Raw genomic sequence first — 16,408 nt, 5'->3', positions numbered from 1 at the left:
ACCTCTCCCGCGTACAGGAGAGGGGGCGCAGCTTCCTTGTGGACGTGTCGAACTCATCTTTGCGAATCTAAGCCGCAATCTTCACCGGCAAGGTTTCAAGACCCTTCACGAAACTCGAATAGACCCGCTTGGGTTCGCCGACCACCTCGATATGGTCGAATCGCTTGAGGATCTCTTCCCAGATAATCTTGAGCTGGAGTTCGGCAAGCCGCAGGCCGACGCAGCGGTGGATGCCGAAGCCGAATGAGAGATGCGTGCGCGGCCGCGCGCGGTCAATGATGAATTCGTAGGGCTTTTCGATCGCGTCGGCGTCGCGGTTGCCCGAAACGTACCACATCACGACCTTGTCACCTTTCTTGATCTGCTTGCCGCGGAACTCGAAGTCCGCAAGCGCGGTGCGCCGCATATGGGCCAGCGGCGTCTGCCAGCGGATCACTTCCGGCACGAAGCTGTCGAGCAGCGCGGGGTTGTCGCGCAGCTTGCGATATTGCTCCGGATGCTGGCTCAGTGCGTCGAGCGAGCCGGACATGGTGTTGCGGGTGGTGTCGTTGCCGCCGACGATCAGAAGGATCAGATTGCCGAGGAAGTTCTTCGCGTCCATGTCGCGCGTCGCGGCACCATGTGCCATCATCGACAACAGGTCGCTCTTCGGCGGCTGCGCGATGCGCTCCTTCCACAGCCGCGTGAAATAGCCCGCGCATTCCGTCAGCTCGGCCTGACGCTCGTCTTCGGTGGCGACGAGGCCGTCGGGTCCGGGAATGGTGGTCGCGATGTCCGACCAGCGCGTCAACTTGCGGCGGTCCTCCCAGGGGAAGTCGAACAGCACGGCGAGCATCTGCGTGGTGAGCTCGATCGAGACGCGGTCGACCCAGTCGAACACCTCGCCACGCGGCAGATTGTCCAGGCACTCCGCCGAGCGCTGGCGGATGCTCAGCGCGAGATTGTCCAGATGCGTCGGCGTGAACATCGGCGCCACGGTCTTGCGCTGCGCCGCGTGGCGCGGCGGGTCCATCGAGATAAAGCTCTCGCGGCGCAGATCCGGATCGATGTCGCGGATGGTGATGCCGCCGAGCGAGGAGGCCGAGGAGAACACCGAATGATTGGTCTCGATCTCCATGATGTCGTTGTAGCGCGTCACCGACCAATACGGCCCGAACATCGAGTCCTTGCAATAGTGCACGGGATCTTCGCGGCGCAGGCGATCGAAATAGGGCCAGAACGTATCGGTCCTGAACAGCTCGGGGTCGCCTGGATCGAACTGCTCCAGCGGCAGTGACGTTGCGCGTGCGCGTAACGCGTCGAGCTTCGCCGCGCTTTCGATGGTCCCATGCATGACCGCTCTCCCTGACATGAACCGCGCGTTCTCGTTGAATTCTGCGCCGCGGTATTTGGTTTGCAATTACAACCCGTTGTCTGCGCCGGAGCAAGGGCGAGTTTTGCCAAGATCTCGCCGGTAGCCCGGATGGAGCGTAAGCGTAATTCGGGATTCGGGCGGCCACTGCCGCTGTCCCGGATTGCGCTTCGCTCCATCCGGGCTACGCGACATTCGCGAACGTGATCTCGCGCACGCCCTCGGCCGCGGAATCGTGCCAGAAATCGACCCGAATCGAGCCAAATCGAACCCGCCCATCTTGGGCATCGACTAATCTCTGATCTATAGTTTGATCGAACCAGATCCGCATCCCGAGGTTGCCGCCGTGAACGACATGCAATGGGCCCCCATCGGCTCCGAACCCTTACCTCCGCCGCTGCCGCCCACGCGGGTCGATTTCACCGGCAACCGCACCGAGTTTCGCAAATTGGTCACCAAGGGTGCCCTGCTCGAACTCGTCACCTTCGGCTTCTACCGGTTCTGGCTCGTCACCGACATCCGCCGTCATCTCTGGGCGAACACTGCGGTCGACGGCGATGCCGCCGAATATACCGGGCGGGCCAGGGAGCTTCTGGTCGGCTTCCTGTTCGCGCTCGCGATCCTGGTGCCGATCTACCTCGCTTACTTCCTTGTCGGCATCGAGTTCGAGCGCTGGCAGGGCTTTGCCTCCACGCCGCTGTTCATCAGCTTCTACGCCTTCGGTCAGTTCGCGATCTTTCGCGCGCGGCGCTATCGCCTGACGCGCACGGTCTGGCGCGGCGTGCGGTTCTGGATGGACGGATCGGGCTGGGCCTATTCGTTCCGCGCCATGCTGTGGGGCTTGCTGGTGTTTCTGACGCTTGGGCTCGCATTGCCGTGGCGCGAGGCTTCGCTCGAACGCTACAAGATGCGGCACACCCATTACGGCGATTTGCGCGGCGATTTCGAAGCCGACGGCTGGACGTTCTTCAAGCGGGGCTGGTGGCTGTGGCTGCTGAGCCCGATCGCGCTCGTCATTTTCCCCCTCGCTCCGTTCGTCTACGCCGAGTTCAAGGCGCGCGAATGGCGCTGGTGGCTCGACGGCATTCGCATCGGCGGCGTCAGCCTGTCCTCGGAGTTGCCGCACAACGCATTTTACGGCCTGTACTGGAAGGTGGTCGGCTGGTGGCTGCTGCTCTCGACCATTTTCGGCTTCTATATTGGCGGTGCCACCATGCTCGTCGTCCAGCTGAGCGGCGTTCCGGCCGACGAAGTCTTCGGCCCCGGAAATGCCTCCAGAAGCATCCCGATGCTGGTGATGATGGTCATCGGCTACTTCGCCGTCGCCCTTGCGGTCAACATCGTCATGCGGGTCTATCTTCAGCGCGATCTCTGGGCCAAGGTGCTGGAAACCGTCGAGGTGCACAACATTGCCGCCGCCGCGGATGTGCGCGGCAGCGCCGAGCTTGCCAGCGCGCTGGGCGAAGGCTTTGCCGATGGACTCGATGTCGCGGGATTCTGAGCTGTGAGTGACGTATTCGCCGAGGCCCCGGCGCAGTCCGCGAAGCCGACGATCTTCTTCGATGGCGTGTCGAGCCGCAGACGGCAGGTGACGCTGACGCTCAGCGACGCGCTCGAGATCGTCGAAGAGGGCGGGACGTCCGTTCGCTGGGCCTATGCCGACATCCGCCGCGCCGACAGCCCGCCCGGCATTTTGCGGCTCGCCTGCGCTTCCGCGCCGCCGCTGGCGCGGCTGGAAATCCGCGACGCTCTGCTCGCCTCAGACGTGACCGCCCGCTGCATGCGGCTCGACGAGCACCAGACTTCGCGCCGCGGCGTCGCAAAAATCGTCGGCTGGTCGATGGCTGCCGCCGTCTCCATCGTCTGCGTCGTGCTGTTCGGCGTGCCGCTCGCTGCCGACCGCCTCGCGCCGCTAGTGCCGAAACCGATCGAGCGGCGCATCGGCGATGCGTCGGAGGTTCAGGTGAAGACGATCTTCGGCCGCAATGTGTGCGAGGACGCGGCGGGGAAGGCGGCGTTCATCAAACTCGTCAATCGGCTGCGCGATGCTGCCGGCCTCGACGACGATTCCATGACCGCCGGCGTGCTGCCGACCCCGGTGCCGAACGCGTTCGCGCTGCCGGGCGGCAAGGTCTTCGTGCTCAAGGGTCTGATCGACAAGGCCGAAAGCGCGGACGAGCTCGCCGGCATCCTCGCCCACGAGCTCGGTCATCTCAAGCATTACGACAACATGCGCGGCCTGATCTACAACGGCGGCACCTCGTTCCTGATCGGCCTGTTGTTCGGCGACGTCACCGGGTCGAGCGCCGTGATCTTCGCCTCGCGCAGCGTGGTCGAGGCCTCCTATTCCCGCGAAGCCGAGACCGCTGCGGATACGTTCGCCATCGAGATCATGCATAAGCTCGGCCGTTCGCCGAAGCCCGCGGCCGAGCTGATGTTCCGCATCACCGGCAAGGAAGGCGGCGGCCTCACGTCGATCCTGGCGAGCCATCCGCTAACCGAGGACCGCCTCGCCCGCATGACGAAAGAAGACCGCCCCGCCAGCGGCCCGCCGCTGCTGACCGATGCGGAGTGGCGGTCACTGAAGGGGATCTGCGGCAGCGGCAAGATCTGAATCTCTCGCCGCCCCGCGTTGGCCCCGCGCCAAATCATCCGACGGCGAGGAACGATCCGTCGGAGTGTGGTTATCCCCCGATAGACAGCGGGAATGTTCCTCATGGCTTACGGTCGTTTCGTCACGATGATCGCGGTTTCCACCGTGATCATGTTCGGTCTGATGTATCTCAACACCTTCGCTCTGGATCACGTCTGGTACAGCCAGACCCGGACGTGGATGGCGTTGCTGATGGGCGCGGTCATGGCCGCTGTGATGCTCGCTTTCATGTGGGGCATGTACAGGAACCGTACGGCGAACCTCGCCATTCTGGCCGCCAGCGCCGTCGTGTTTGCGGTTTCGCTCTGGCTCGTTCGAAGCCAACAGACCGTGACCGATGTTGCCTATATGGAGGCGATGATCCCGCATCATTCCATCGCGGTTCTCACCAGCGAGCGCGCGCACATCAGAGATCCCCGCGTCCGCAAGCTGGCCGACGACATCATCGAAGCCCAGGTGCGCGAGATCGGCGAGATGGAACGGTTGATCGCCGACCTCAAGGAGAAGCCCGCGCCCGCGGACGCGAAGGATCTGCCGCCGCGGCCGCCGACCTGAAGCGGCCCTCGTATCACTTTGCCGGGGCGGCCGGATTGGTCGAGCCCGTGGTGACGCTCGGCGCGTTGGTCGGGCTGGTGGTGGTCGTCTGGGGACCGACATCGCGTCCATTGTAGAAGAAGACGGCTGCGACCACGGCGATCACGAAGATCGCGCCGATCGCCCAGCCCACCGGGCTGTTGCGGCGTGCTCTGTCTGCCCTGCGCTGGTCATCCTGATAGGTCATCATGCTCTCCATCGTAGAGCAGGAAAACCTTGTGCGAGCGAAGCTGTTCCTAATGTGACGCGGTTTGCAGGCCGGCGCCTATCTCGTCCCGTAGGCGCGGTCGCCCGCGTCGCCGAGGCCCGGCAAAATGAAACCGTTCTCGTCGAGACCTTCGTCGACCGCGGCCGTCCAGATCGGGACGTCCGGATGCAGTCCGCGCAGCCGTTCGAGTCCTTCGGGGGCAGCGATCAGGCAGGCGAGGCGAATATCCTTGGCGCCGCGCTCCTTCAGCCGGTCGATCGCGGCCACGGCGGTGTTGGCGGTCGCAACCACCGGCGTCACCACGATGGCCAGGCGTTCGCCGAGGTCGGACGGCGATTTGAAGAAATACTCGACCGCTGCAAAGCTGTGCGGCTCACGATAGAGCCCGATATGCGCGACGCGCGCTGTCGGCACCAGGTCCATCATGCCGTCGACGAAGGTCGTGCCCGCGCGCAGCATCGGTACGAAGACCAGCTTCTTGCCCGCGATCTTGGCCGAATGCATCGTCGCCAGCGGCGTTTCGATAACGGTATCGGCGAGTGGCAGGTCGCGCGTCACCTCGTAGCACAGCAGCATGCCGATCTCCTTGATCAGCTCCCGAAACGATTTGGTCGAGATCGATTTGTCCCGCACCAGGGTCAGCTTGTGCTGCACCAGCGGATGATCGACGATCGTGACGCCTTGCATGACGGGATGCTCCTGAAATTGATCGATGCGCAATGCGACGCGTTTGGATTACGCGTTAGAAAACCGTGCCGTCGCTGATCACCTTGAGCGGCGGCGAACCATCGGGGCGGCGCGCGAAGGCGATGGCGCGGCCCGCGGCCCAGGTGCCGCCTTCGAGAATGCTGGCGAGCGGCAATGTCTCAGGCGTGCGGCCGAGCTTTGCACGGACCAGTTCGGCCAGCTGGTCCAGCAGCGCCACCGTCAGCGCGCGCCACTCGACGACGAGCAGTGAGTCCACCGGATGCGCACATTCGGCGTCGGCGGCGTCGCGCAGGCGCAACACCTCGTGATCGACGAACAGGCCGCCATTGCGATATTCGGCAAGCCCGGTCAGGCCATCGATGTCGGTGACGTCAATTCCGGCGCGCTGCAGCGGCTCGATCAGCGAATAGCTCAGCCATTGCGACAGCTTGTGCAGGGGCACGAGGCCCGCGGTCGCGTCGTCGGCCTTGATCGCCGGATGGCGCCAGCAATCGCCGAGCGGAATCCCGGCAAGCTCAAGCCGCGACGGCCAGATTGGTCCGAGCTGGTTCAGCACCGCCGAGAGGATTGCGGGCGCGGGAACCGCGCCGCCCTTCGCCTGCGCCGCAATGTAATCGAACAGCCCGCCCGGCCGCGGCGTGTCGTGCGCGCCGAACACGTCCCCGCGCTCCGCCACCAGCTTGCCCAAGCGCCGCAGCAGATCGGTCCGCCCCTCGAGCCCGAGCAGCGGATTGGTATCGCTCACCTGAAAGGCGGAGGTGAGGGAGGCGAGGGGCAGTTTAGCAAGGATGTCCGCATCGGCCCTGAACGGCGCGCCGGCATCGCGGGAAAAAAGACCGGTCGCGAACATGTCGAGACTTGCAATCGCGAGTCCCTCGGATCGGCCGATGCTTTGTCCCGTCACGGCGTCGCGGTATCGCCACGACGCACCCGCGCCGGCATCGAGCAGCACGCTGACAATGGCAAGGTCGAACTCCGCGCGCGCCCGCGCGGCGCGATCCGGCCACGGGGCCGCGTCCGCGAGCCGCGCCCAGCGGTCGACGCCGCCAAGCACGAAATGGCGCCAGCGCGCATGGAAGGGAATCTCCAGCGTCGGATAGGCTTTTCGCGTGACAGCCAACACGGCATCGGCAACGGTGTCCATGCGATCGAGATCGATCGTGAAATGCGTCAGCCCGCCGTTCAAGCCGATCTCGAACATCTCGCCGGCACGCGCGCGAACCGCTGCTGCGCTGAGCAGCGAACGGGCCTGCAATTCCAAAGCCTCTGCCATCAATCGATCAGTATTTTTCCAGCGAACGCCCGACCACGCCGTCGACGTCCTTCTCCGGCGCGATGTCGGTGGAGTAATAGCCGGCGGCCTTCTTCGCGGCGATCTCGACATAGGCGTCGGCGGGAATGAGCTCGGGCGGGATCGGCACGCGCTCGACGATGTCGATGCCCTGCGAGGTCAACGCGTCATGCTTCATGTCGCTCATCGAGAGGAAGCGGTCGATGCGCTTCAGGCCGAGCCAGTGGATGGTATCGGGCATCAATTGCTGGAAGCGCGCGTCCTGGACGCCGGCGACGCATTCGGTGCGCTCGAAATAGGCGGCGGCCGCGTCGCCGTCCTCCTGGCGCTTGCGCGCGTTGTAGACCAGGAATTTCGTGACCTCGCCGAGCGCGCGGCCTTCTTTGCGATTGTAGATCACGAGCCCGAGCCCGCCCTCCTGCGCGCCGCGCGCGGACTCCTCGATGCCGTGAATGAGGTAGGGCCGGCAGGTGCAGATGTCGGAGCCGAACACGTCGGAGCCGTTGCACTCGTCATGCACGCGGCAGGTGATCTTGGTGCGATGGTCCGGCAGTTTTGTCACATCGCCGAACATATACACGGTGGTGCCGCCGATCGGCGGCAGGAACACCTTCATGTCCGGCCGGGTCACCAGTTCGGGGAACATGCCGGCGGTCTGCTCGAACAGCGTGCGCCGCAGCTCGGTCTCGTTGGTCGCGAAGCGTTCCGCAAGGCCCGGCAGATACCAGACCGGATCGATCGCGATCTTCACCACCGACACGCTGCCATTGGCATGCACGACGTCGCCGTCGGCGCGTAGGCGCTTGGCGGCGAGCGCCTCGCGGATCTCCGGCAGGTCCAGTCGCGCACGCGTCACCGCGATGCTCGGCCTGATGTCGGAACCCTCGGCGATCTCCTTGCCGAAATTCTCGGCGACGAGATGCCCCCAGGGATCGAGTGCGACGATTTTTGCGGGATCGCTCCATTGCGGGAACGGCCCGATGGTCGCGGCCGGAAAGGTGTTGGTGAGATCGGGCCTACGGATCGGATCGAGCGCGCCGGCGGACACCGCGAGCGCGCGGTACATCGCATAGGACCCGCCATGGCTGCCGATCACGTTGCGATCCCCGGCGCGCGACACCGTGCCGATGATCGGCCCGCGGGCCCGTGCGTCGGCGGCGCCCCAGTGGATCGGGAAGGCCGCCTTCCGGCCCGGCTCCGGATGGGAGGTGAGGCGGATGTGGTCGGTACGGTTCGCTCGGCTCATGACCAAACTCCCAAAAAGCCAACGGCCCGCCGCTCGGACGGGCCTGGCTCTGCGGCGTTGCCGGTGCGGTCACCGGCGACGCAATCCAACATATTGTAGCGGCCAGCCACGACAGACAAGTTAATCGTGCTGCACAGGGCAGGCGGCTCGCGGCCAAATCCCCGTCATCACCGAGCCGGCAGGGGCTGCGTGAGAGCCACGCCACCACACTGGCCGACCTCGATGAAATCGCTGTAAGGCGATGAAGTAATTATGTTTTTCGTGCTTTCAAGGGGCGGTGCACGGCTTGCGTGGCGGGCGTCGAGTTTCCGGACAAAACGTGTCATCAAACCAAACGTACAGATCGCCTTTGCCCGATCGCCTGCCTCATCGTCTTCCCTGGAGACCGCCATGCCCGCCGCCGCCTACATCGATCCCCGCAACGGACAGCTCTATCCGCTCGACCAGCCGCGCTGGTGCTCGGACGAGCGCACGCCGCTGCTGGTGACGCCGGGGGAAGGGATGTCGCGGGAGGAGATCGAGCCGCGCACGCGATCGCTCTGGCGCTACCGGGCGGCGCTGCCGGTCGAGATCAAGACTCCGATCACGCTCGGCGAAGGCTGCACGCCGCTGGTCCAGCAGGCCTGGGGCGAGCTGCGCCCGTTCTTCAAGCTTGAATGGTTCAACCCCACCGGCAGCTTCAAGGACCGCGGCTCCGCCGTGATGCTGTCCTTTCTTCGGCAGATCGGCGTCGAGGCCATTCTGGAGGACTCGTCGGGCAATGGCGGCTCGTCGATGGCGGGGTTAGGCGCCGCCGGCGGCATGCGCGTGAAGATTCTCGCGCCTGCATCGACGTCGCCGGCCAAGATCGCGCAGGTCCGCGCCTATGGCGCGGCGGTGCAGCTGGTCGAGGGCCCGCGCGAGGAATCGGAGGCCGAGGCCATCCGGCAGTCCAGCCAGACCTTCTACGCCAGCCACAACTGGCAGCCGTTTTTTCTCGAAGGCACCAAGTCGCTCGCCTACGAGATCTGGGAAGATCTCGGCTTTCGCGCCCCCGACAACGTCATCGTCCCCGTCGGCGCCGGAAGCTCTCTGCTCGGTTGCGCCTTTGGTTTCCGTGAGCTGTTGAAAGCCGGCCAGATCACCAAGCTGCCGCGCCTGTTTGCGGCGCAGCCGCTCAATTGCTCGCCGATCGATGCAAGCTTCAAGGCGGGCGTCGACACGCCTGTCGTCCGCGAGGTCAACAAGACCATCGCCGAAGGCACTGCGATCAAGCATCCGCTGCGCCTGCGCGAGATCATCGGCGCGTTGCGTGAGAGCGGCGGCGGCACCATCGCGCTCACCGAGGATGAGATCGTCGCCGCGCTGCGGCGTCTGGCGCGGCAGGGCCTGTTCGCCGAGCCGACCAGCGCAAGTGCTGCCGCCGCGCTGGACAAACTATCCGCCACCGGTGCCATCAGGGCGAACGAGACCACGGTTGCGGTCCTCACCGGCACCGGCCTCAAGGCCGCGACCATCGTTGCCGATCTGGTGCAATAGGACCGCGAGGAGGCGAAGCCGTCGCCGTCATGGGCCCGCGTTGAACCTTTGGTATCCGTCGTCAGCCTCATGGAAACTGACCTCGAGCGAAGGGAGAGTTCCATGACCGCGCAAGACCCGTTTGCTGGTTTCAAGGCAGTCCAGAAGGAAGCCTGGTCGCTGTTCACGCCGATGGAGGTGTTCACGACGCCCTCGGCCGCCAAGCTCGTGAGTTTCGCCGGGGTCGCGACCGGCCAAAGGCTGCTCGACGTCGGCTGCGGCACCGGCGTCGCCGCGATCACGGCGGCGCGCCGCGGAGCGAAGGTCAGGGGTCTCGACCTATCGCCTGTCCTGGTCGAGCGCGCCCGCGAGCACGCGCAGCTGGCGAACCTCGATCTCGACTTCACCGAAGGTGACGCCGAAAGCCTGCCCTACGGCGACAACGAGTTCGACGTCGTGCTCAGCCAGTTCGGCCACATGTTCGCGCCGCGCCCCGAGGTCGCCATCGGCGAGATGCTGCGCGTGCTGAAGCCCGGCGGCACCATCGCCTTCTCCACCTGGCCGCCGCATCTCTATGTCGGGCGGATGTTCGCGTTGATCGGCCGCCATCTGCCGCCGCCCGAGGGCGTGGCATCACCGGTGTCGTGGGGCGATCCGAAGATCGTCGCCGAACGTCTCGCGGGGAAAGTGAAGGACATCGCCTTCGACATGGACATCATGACACCGTCCGCACTCAGCCCGCAGCATTTCCGCCGCACCATGGAAACGACGATCGGGCCTTTGATCAAGCTCGTCGCCCAGTACAAGGACGAGCCGGACAAGCTGCGGAGTTTTCGCAGTGAGTTCGAGGCGCTGATCTCCGAATATTTCGATGGAAGCAACAACGTGATGCGCCAGCAATTCCTGATGTCGAAGGCGAGGAAGGTGTGAGGCGGCGTTGACAGTGACTTCCCTTCTCCTCTTGCGGGAGAAGGTGGAAGTTCTCTACTCCTTCAGTTCGTTCACCCGCTTCACCCAGATGCGCACATCTGTGAGCACGTCGGGCAGCACCGCCTTGACCTCATGTATGGTCATGCCGGCCTTGATGCGGGGATCGTAGAGCAGGTTGAGGATGTACTGGTCGTAGACGTCGAAATAGCCCATCGAGACGTTGTCGTTGAACATGGTCCAGGGCACGCTCGCGGTGTCGTTGATCGGGCCGAGCGATTGCAGCAGCTCCTCATAGGCGCAGTCGAGAAAGGTGAAATCGCCGTTGTCCACGGTGAGGATGACGTCGGAATGCTCGATCTCGAAATTGTCGTTCTTGCGAAAGCCGGACAGGCATTGCGGATCGAGCGAGGTGCGGATCTCGCGGGCCTTCTCCGCACCGTAAAAGCTCGAGATGGTGCGGAACAGATCGCGGTCGCGCACGAGCTTCACCCGCACATTTGCAGCCTCGCTGCTGTCGATCATGGCGATGTCGAGATGCTGCACGCGCTTGCCGATGTCGGCCACGACCTTTGCGAGCTGCGCCTTGCGGTCGGCGCGGTCGCTCTCGGCGAACACGCGCACCGGTCCGTCGAACTTGCGGATGCGGTCGACACGGCCGGCGAGGTGGTATTCGGCGCCGAACGCCGTCTTGAGAAAGCCATCGACGATCTCGCCGTCGGTAAAGCTCTTCTTCTCGGCGCGCTGGCGCGAGGCGATCGCAGGCAATTCGCCCGCGACGGCGATGGTAGCGGTGTCAGGGGCAAACGCGACGGTCGCGAGCGCCAGCAGGGCGATGCGATAGCCGGACGAAGAAGGGGCCGATGCGCTCATTGCCGGGTGACGCTGCCGTATTCGGAAGCGACGCACAAGGCCGCATATTTACCAGCCCTGCGGGTTCCTGCCGGAATTCGAGCGCCTCTGCGTGGGGTGGGCAAAGCGAAGCGTGCCCACCATAGTAATCCAGTTTGCCGACACGTGGTGGGCACGGCGCAAGTGCGCCTTTGCCCACCCTACGGAATCCTGCGCGGCGCTAGTTGTTCAGCACGACCACGGTGGTGCCGACCCCGACGCGGCCGTAGAGGTCGCTGACGTCGTCGTTGGTCATGCGGAAGCAGCCCGAGGACACCGCCTGGCCGATCGTCTCCGGCTCGTTGGAGCCGTGGATGCGGTAGAGCGTCGAGCCCAGATACATCGCGCGCGCGCCGAGCGGATTCTCGACGCCGCCCTTCATGTGACGCGGCAGGTCCGGCCGGCGGGCCAGCATCTGCGACGGCGGCGTCCAATCCGGCCATTCCTTCTTGGCGGTGATCCTGTGCACGCCGCCCCAGCGGAAGCCATCGCGGCCGACGCCGATGCCGTAGCGCAGGGCCTGGCCGTTCTGGAGCACCAGGTAGAGCCGGCGCTCCGAGGTGTTCACCACGATCGTGCCGGGGGCGTAATTGCCGTTATACATGACGGTGGTGCGGGGGACCGGGCTCGAGCCGCCGCGGAAGAAGTTCGGGCCGCCGCCCATGATGTCGCGCGAGTCGAACTCCTCGGCGAAGGCACCGCCGGCGGTAGCCGACAGCAGTGCGATGGCGGCAAGCGGCGCGGCAAAATACCGGATCATAGTTCCCCCAGCAAAAAATCGATCCAACTGCAGTCACAGGCCATATTTGCGAGCTTTCCGCAAGCCACGCCACCGTGAGGGAGGCATCCTTAATGAATGGCGTTACCAAATCGGCAACCATGCCAATTTGCCGGAAAGCATTAGCCAAACGGGCGCATCGCAGGGCGGCGATGCCGGCTATTGCTTTGACGAGACGAGCGAACAATGATTGATCGGACGGATTGTTGGAACATTGCCGGTTGCAGGAGCTGACGGATGAACGGTGCGGAAAGTCTGGTGCGGACGATGGTCAAGGGCGGGGTCGACGTCTGCTTCTCCAACCCCGGCACCTCCGAGATGCATTTTGTCGCAGCGCTGGACCGCGTGCCCGGCATGCGTTGCGTGCTCGGCCTGTTCGAAGGCGTGGTGACCGGCGCCGCCGACGGCTATTTCCGCATGAAGGGCACGCCGGCCTCGACGCTGCTGCATCTCGGCCCCGGTCTCGCCAACGGCCTTGCCAATCTGCACAACGCCAAGAAGGCGAATTCCGGCATCGTCAACATCGTCGGCCAGCACGCCGTCTACCACATCGGCTACAACGCGCCGCTGACCTCCGACATCGAGGGTCTGGCCCGGCCGATGTCCTCCTGGGTCCGGACCTCGCCGGACTCCAAATCAGTCGCCGCCGACGGTGCCGCGGCGATCGCCGCCGCCAAGAGCGCGCCGCCGCAGATCGCGACCCTGATCCTGCCCGCCGACACCGCCTGGAACGAAGCGGATGGCATCGCCGAGGTTCCGGCCGATCAGCAGCGCGCGAGCTATTCGCCGCAGGCGGTCGAGCAGGCCGCAAAAATCCTGCACGGCGATGGCGAGGGCACGCTGCTGCTGATGACCGGCAGTGCGCTGAGCGAGCAGGGGCTGGCGCTGGCCGAGCGCATCGCCGCCAAGACCGGCTGCACCGTGATGGGCCCGACCTTCCGTCCCAGGATGGCGCGCGGCCGCGGCCGCTTCTCGATCGATCGCATCCATTACGTGATCGACAACGCGCTGCAGATGCTGGCGAGGTTCCGCCATATCGTGCTGGTCGAGTCCGACGATCCCGTGGCCTTCTTCGCCTATCCGAACAAACCGAGCATCCTCAAGCCGGAAGGCTGCGACGTGCATCGCATGACCTCTTGGGGTGAGAATTCGGTGGCAGCGCTGGAAGCGCTCGCCGGCGCGGTGAAGGCCAGCGCGAAGGACGTCAAGCCGCAGGCCTCGGCCGAGCTGCTCAAGCCGACCGGCGCACTGACCCACGCCTCGATCGCGCAGTCGATCGCCTATGCGATCCCCGAGAATGCGATCCTGGTCGACGAATCCCTCACCACCGGCCGCGCCTTCTTCCCGCCGACGGCGGCGGCTGCTCCGCACGACTGGCTCCAGAACATGGGCGGCTCGATCGGCTTCTCGACGCCGCTCTCGATTGGTGCCGCGATCGCCTGCCCGGACCGCAAGGTGATCTGCATGGTCGGCGACGGCAGCGCGATGTACACGATCCAGTCGCTGTGGACCCAGGCTCGTGAAAACCTCAACATCGTCACCATCGTGTTCGCCAATCGCATCTACCAGATCCTGCGCGGCGAGTTCGACAATGTCGGCGCCGGCGAGCCCGGCCAGCGCGCCAACGACATGCTTCGCCTCGACCGGCCGACGCTGGATTTCGTGGCGCTGGCCAAGGGCATGGGCGTGCCCGGCCGCGCCGTTACCAACGCGGACGAGTTCAACAAGGCGCTGGCCGAAGCCGTCGCCGAGCCCGGTCCGCGGCTTATCGAAGTCCAGATGTAAGAACTGCTCGATCGCGCCGCGAATTCCGGCCCTCATGTAGCCCGGATGGAGCACAGCGTAATCCGGGACATTGTGCGTTTTGCGAGAACCCGGATTGCGCTACGTTCCATCCGGGCTACTCACGGCTTTGAAATGGAGCGCCGAGTGGCCGGGGGGCAAGATGCAGACCGAGCTGAACAAGGTGATCGCGGCGCTCCGGGACTTCTACGCCCACGAAGCATTCCTGTTCGAGAAGGACATCGGCGAGCGTGCCATCACGCACCGCTTCGCTGTATATCTGGAGAAGCAATTCTCCGGCTGGTCGGTCGATTGCAACTACGACCGGCTCGGCGAACGTACGCTGCATCTGCCGCACGGCACCATCATCTCGACCGACGATCACCTGGGCAAGTCGATCTATCCTGACGTCGTCGTGCATCAGCGCGAGATCCCGAACAATCTGCTGACCGTGGAGATCCGCAAGGCGAGCAATCACACCGCGCTTGATCACGACCAGCATAAGCTGATGGCGCTGACCGATGCGCATGTCTGGTTCGCCTTCTGGATCGGCGTGCTGCTGGTGCTGGACAAGAACAACGTGACGATCTCGGAAGTCTATGTCAGCGGCGTCCTTGAGCAACCGCTGTCGCGCTGGTTCGCGACCCGGCTGGAGGAGATCGGCCTGAGGGCTGCGCGTTAAGGCGAGTGCCGAGATTGTCGCGTTTAATTCAGCTATTGCTTTGAGTCATAATCCAAGGGCGATCTCGGCCCATTTCAACATGCGGTCGCTATTGAGGAATGACAGCACCGCCGGCTCCAGTGACGCGGTCGCGCCCGGTGCGAGCAAAGCCGTCGCGGCTACCATGTCGCAGCGTTGATTGAAGGCGAGTGAGAGCGCGGCCTTGGGGTTCCCTTCGACGCGATATGCCCGGCTGCGGCCGCGCATCGGACCGACGACGATCTCTCGGCCGGCAGCCGTCGGCGTTGCCCTCCCAATCAGCGCCAGGTCGCCCATCTGTTCGAGGTCGCCGTCGTCGGCGACTCCGGTAGCGCAGTTGCAAAAGCCGAGCTTGGGGCGAACGTAGAGCTGGACCTCGCCGCCGCAATCTTCGGCCTTGCAGCGGAACGCTTTTCCTTTCCCCCAGGGGTCCGCGCCGAAAGGCCAGTCGATTTCCGTCCACACCGGGCGGACCTCGCCGGAGGCCGATGTTGCGCGTGCCGGTTCACCGGATCGCAATATCCAGACCGCAGCGGCTGCGCAGAGCAGCGCACTGGCTGCGCTGATTGCAACGAATTTGCTGGTCAGGCGCATGGACGTTGCCGCGGCCCCTTTGCTAATTCTGAGCCATCAACTTTCGTGCGGCCGCGAGGTCTTCCCGAGACGAGTCGCCATTTCTCGCCGTTTCGACGACTTTCGCGTAGTACTGGCGGGCCTTCACAGCATCCCCCGCTTTCTCGGCCGCGCGAGCGGCGCCGATGGTCGCGCCAAAGCGGTTCGGCTCCTTGCGCATGGTGCTTTCGAACGCGGCCAATGCTTCCGTCGCCATGCCACGTTCGAGCAGCATGGTCCCGTAAAGCTCGCGTGCGGGGGCAAGCGGACCCGGCGTCACGATGGATTTCTCGGTCTTGTCTTCGGCATCGGCGGCAAGGCGCATCGCTTCCAGCGCATCCGCCTGTTTCCCCAGGGCGTTGAGCTGCCAGGCTGTAGCGACCTGCCGCTGAATGTCCACGATTTCGGTCCAATAGGCGTCCTTGTCCTGCTGCAGCTTGTCCCGCAACTCTGATCGCATCGACATAGGCAAACCGGCTCGGCTCGACCTTCAGCGCAGCAGCGCCCTGCCAATCACCACGCTCGACCATATAGCGCGCCTGGCTGGCTGCTATCGCGTAGGGACCGGCGCGGACAGCCGGCGCATAGCCCGTGGTCGCAACCATGTCCGCGATGACCTCGCTGGCTCGGCTGTCCTGCGCAAGCTGGAGCAGGGCGTAGACCATATAGTCGTCGGCATGCAGCTGCTCGCTTGGGTCCTTGCCCTCCTTGGCAGCCTTGGCGGAACGGCTATTGGCGTCGATGGATTCGTTCCAGTAGCCGACGCGCGTGAAGATGTGCGACGGCATATGCAAGGCGTGCGGTGCCGCCGGCGCGATCTCGGAATAGCGCTTGGCAGCGTCGAGTCCTTGCTCTGCGATCGCCGGATAGTCATAGAGGTGGATCAGATAATGCGCGACGCCGGGATGCCGCGGCTGGCGCTTGAAGATCGGCTCCAGGATAGCAGCGCCCTTGAGCTGGTTGGCATAGGTCTTGTCGTTTGGTGACGCCGTGACATTCAGCGTAATGGCGTAGGCGATCTGCGCCTCGTCATCATCGGGATAGCGCGCGGCGACGGCTTCGGTTGCCTTGAGATAGGCCTGTGCGCGCTGGCCAAACGTCGTCTTTTCGTCGCCCGAATAGAAGGCCAGCAGCGCGTCGATATAGTCGCGTTCGCGTTCGCTCTTGGCG

17 protein-coding genes are annotated in these 16,408 nt (G+C 64.7%); 8 read left to right on the top strand and 9 right to left on the bottom strand.

Annotated elements, in window-relative coordinates; all coding sequences use genetic code 11:
* Positions 1-67: 67 nt before the first annotated feature.
* Entirely contained in the window at positions 68-1,333 is a 1,266-nt protein-coding gene (locus tag ABIB66_RS17680) for a cytochrome P450 (protein WP_354207982.1), read from the bottom strand.
* A gap of 364 nt (positions 1,334-1,697) precedes the next feature.
* Between ABIB66_RS17680 and ABIB66_RS17675 the strand changes: the two genes are divergently transcribed.
* The 3 genes from ABIB66_RS17675 (at position 1,698) to ABIB66_RS17665 (ending at position 4,559) form a co-directional block, all read left to right on the top strand.
* Entirely contained in the window at positions 1,698-2,852 is a 1,155-nt protein-coding gene (locus tag ABIB66_RS17675) for a YjgN family protein (protein WP_354062028.1), read from the top strand.
* A gap of 3 nt (positions 2,853-2,855) precedes the next feature.
* Positions 2,856-3,965, top strand: coding sequence for a M48 family metallopeptidase (locus tag ABIB66_RS17670; RefSeq protein ID WP_354207979.1), 1,110 nt, complete (start codon positions 2,856-2,858; stop codon positions 3,963-3,965).
* A 102-nt stretch (positions 3,966-4,067) separates the two neighbouring features.
* Entirely contained in the window at positions 4,068-4,559 is a 492-nt protein-coding gene (locus ABIB66_RS17665; protein WP_354207977.1) for a DUF305 domain-containing protein, read from the top strand.
* Positions 4,560-4,572: 13 nt separating this feature from the next.
* On the opposite strand, the gene ABIB66_RS17660 is transcribed toward ABIB66_RS17665, so the two are convergent.
* The 4 genes from ABIB66_RS17660 to ABIB66_RS17645 form a co-directional block, all read right to left on the bottom strand.
* Positions 4,573-4,785 (bottom strand): hypothetical protein, encoded by a 213-nt coding sequence (locus tag ABIB66_RS17660; protein ID WP_354207975.1) that lies wholly within the window; start codon positions 4,783-4,785, stop codon positions 4,573-4,575.
* 78 nt (positions 4,786-4,863) lie between these two features.
* On the bottom strand, positions 4,864-5,493 hold the full coding sequence (gene upp, locus ABIB66_RS17655; protein ID WP_027520210.1) for a uracil phosphoribosyltransferase: 630 nt from the start codon (positions 5,491-5,493) through the stop codon (positions 4,864-4,866).
* A gap of 55 nt (positions 5,494-5,548) precedes the next feature.
* Entirely contained in the window at positions 5,549-6,787 is a 1,239-nt protein-coding gene (locus ABIB66_RS17650; RefSeq protein WP_354207973.1) for a URC4/urg3 family protein, read from the bottom strand.
* 7 nt (positions 6,788-6,794) lie between these two features.
* Positions 6,795-8,051, bottom strand: coding sequence for a GTP cyclohydrolase II (locus ABIB66_RS17645; protein ID WP_275173652.1), 1,257 nt, complete (start codon positions 8,049-8,051; stop codon positions 6,795-6,797).
* A gap of 390 nt (positions 8,052-8,441) precedes the next feature.
* Here ABIB66_RS17645 and ABIB66_RS17640 point away from each other — a divergent pair, with 390 nt between their 5' ends.
* Positions 8,442-9,569 (top strand): threonine synthase, encoded by a 1,128-nt coding sequence (locus ABIB66_RS17640; protein WP_354207970.1) that lies wholly within the window; start codon positions 8,442-8,444, stop codon positions 9,567-9,569.
* Between the two features lie 102 nt (positions 9,570-9,671).
* Positions 9,672-10,478 (top strand): class I SAM-dependent methyltransferase, encoded by an 807-nt coding sequence (locus tag ABIB66_RS17635; protein WP_354255092.1) that lies wholly within the window; start codon positions 9,672-9,674, stop codon positions 10,476-10,478.
* A 54-nt stretch (positions 10,479-10,532) separates the two neighbouring features.
* On the opposite strand, the gene ABIB66_RS17630 is transcribed toward ABIB66_RS17635, so the two are convergent.
* Together ABIB66_RS17630 and ABIB66_RS17625 are read right to left on the bottom strand one after the other, a co-directional pair.
* The gene (locus ABIB66_RS17630; protein ID WP_354207966.1) at positions 10,533-11,348 is read right to left on the bottom strand and encodes a DUF2927 domain-containing protein; all 816 of its coding nucleotides are present in this window, start codon (positions 11,346-11,348) and stop codon (positions 10,533-10,535) included.
* A 199-nt stretch (positions 11,349-11,547) separates the two neighbouring features.
* Positions 11,548-12,126: a L,D-transpeptidase gene (locus ABIB66_RS17625; protein ID WP_354207964.1), complete on the bottom strand. Its 579-nt coding sequence runs from the start codon at positions 12,124-12,126 to the stop codon at positions 11,548-11,550.
* 255 nt (positions 12,127-12,381) lie between these two features.
* On the opposite strand from ABIB66_RS17625, the gene ABIB66_RS17620 reads away from it, so the two are divergent.
* Positions 12,382-13,929 carry an acetolactate synthase large subunit gene (locus tag ABIB66_RS17620; RefSeq protein ID WP_354207962.1) on the top strand — a complete coding sequence of 516 codons (1,548 nt, stop codon included), beginning with the start codon at positions 12,382-12,384 and terminating at the stop codon, positions 13,927-13,929.
* Between the two features lie 160 nt (positions 13,930-14,089).
* On the top strand, positions 14,090-14,608 hold the full coding sequence (locus ABIB66_RS17615; RefSeq protein ID WP_354207960.1) for a hypothetical protein: 519 nt from the start codon (positions 14,090-14,092) through the stop codon (positions 14,606-14,608).
* A gap of 45 nt (positions 14,609-14,653) precedes the next feature.
* Here the strand turns inward: ABIB66_RS17615 and ABIB66_RS17610 are convergent, their stop codons facing one another.
* Positions 14,654-15,220: a hypothetical protein gene (locus tag ABIB66_RS17610; protein ID WP_354061842.1), complete on the bottom strand. Its 567-nt coding sequence runs from the start codon at positions 15,218-15,220 to the stop codon at positions 14,654-14,656.
* Positions 15,221-15,242: 22 nt separating this feature from the next.
* Positions 15,243-15,638, bottom strand: coding sequence for a tetratricopeptide repeat protein (locus tag ABIB66_RS17605; RefSeq protein ID WP_354255091.1), 396 nt, complete (start codon positions 15,636-15,638; stop codon positions 15,243-15,245).
* Between the two features lie 37 nt (positions 15,639-15,675).
* Here ABIB66_RS17605 and ABIB66_RS17600 point away from each other — a divergent pair, with 37 nt between their 5' ends.
* Positions 15,676-16,224 carry a hypothetical protein gene (locus ABIB66_RS17600; RefSeq protein WP_354255090.1) on the top strand — a complete coding sequence of 183 codons (549 nt, stop codon included), beginning with the start codon at positions 15,676-15,678 and terminating at the stop codon, positions 16,222-16,224.
* The last annotated feature ends 184 nt before the right edge of the window (positions 16,225-16,408 follow it).

The organism is Bradyrhizobium sp. F1.13.3 (genome assembly GCF_040548265.1).
Lineage (GTDB): Bacteria > Pseudomonadota > Alphaproteobacteria > Rhizobiales > Xanthobacteraceae > Bradyrhizobium.
This window is presented reverse-complemented; position numbering and strand designations above follow the sequence as displayed.

Coding starts and splice junctions, on each gene's coding strand:
- ABIB66_RS17680 (WP_354207982.1), bottom strand. CDS start 1,333: ATGCATGGGACCATCGAAAGCGCGGCGAAGCTCGACGCGTTACGCGCA.
- ABIB66_RS17665 (WP_354207977.1), top strand. CDS start 4,068: ATGGCTTACGGTCGTTTCGTCACGATGATCGCGGTTTCCACCGTGATC.
- ABIB66_RS17660 (WP_354207975.1), bottom strand. CDS start 4,785: ATGACCTATCAGGATGACCAGCGCAGGGCAGACAGAGCACGCCGCAAC.
- upp (WP_027520210.1), bottom strand. CDS start 5,493: ATGCAAGGCGTCACGATCGTCGATCATCCGCTGGTGCAGCACAAGCTG.
- ABIB66_RS17650 (WP_354207973.1), bottom strand. CDS start 6,787: ATGGCAGAGGCTTTGGAATTGCAGGCCCGTTCGCTGCTCAGCGCAGCA.
- ABIB66_RS17645 (WP_275173652.1), bottom strand. CDS start 8,051: ATGAGCCGAGCGAACCGTACCGACCACATCCGCCTCACCTCCCATCCG.
- ABIB66_RS17640 (WP_354207970.1), top strand. CDS start 8,442: ATGCCCGCCGCCGCCTACATCGATCCCCGCAACGGACAGCTCTATCCG.
- ABIB66_RS17635 (WP_354255092.1), top strand. CDS start 9,672: ATGACCGCGCAAGACCCGTTTGCTGGTTTCAAGGCAGTCCAGAAGGAA.
- ABIB66_RS17630 (WP_354207966.1), bottom strand. CDS start 11,348: ATGAGCGCATCGGCCCCTTCTTCGTCCGGCTATCGCATCGCCCTGCTG.
- ABIB66_RS17625 (WP_354207964.1), bottom strand. CDS start 12,126: ATGATCCGGTATTTTGCCGCGCCGCTTGCCGCCATCGCACTGCTGTCG.
- ABIB66_RS17620 (WP_354207962.1), top strand. CDS start 12,382: ATGAACGGTGCGGAAAGTCTGGTGCGGACGATGGTCAAGGGCGGGGTC.
- ABIB66_RS17615 (WP_354207960.1), top strand. CDS start 14,090: ATGCAGACCGAGCTGAACAAGGTGATCGCGGCGCTCCGGGACTTCTAC.
- ABIB66_RS17610 (WP_354061842.1), bottom strand. CDS start 15,220: ATGCGCCTGACCAGCAAATTCGTTGCAATCAGCGCAGCCAGTGCGCTG.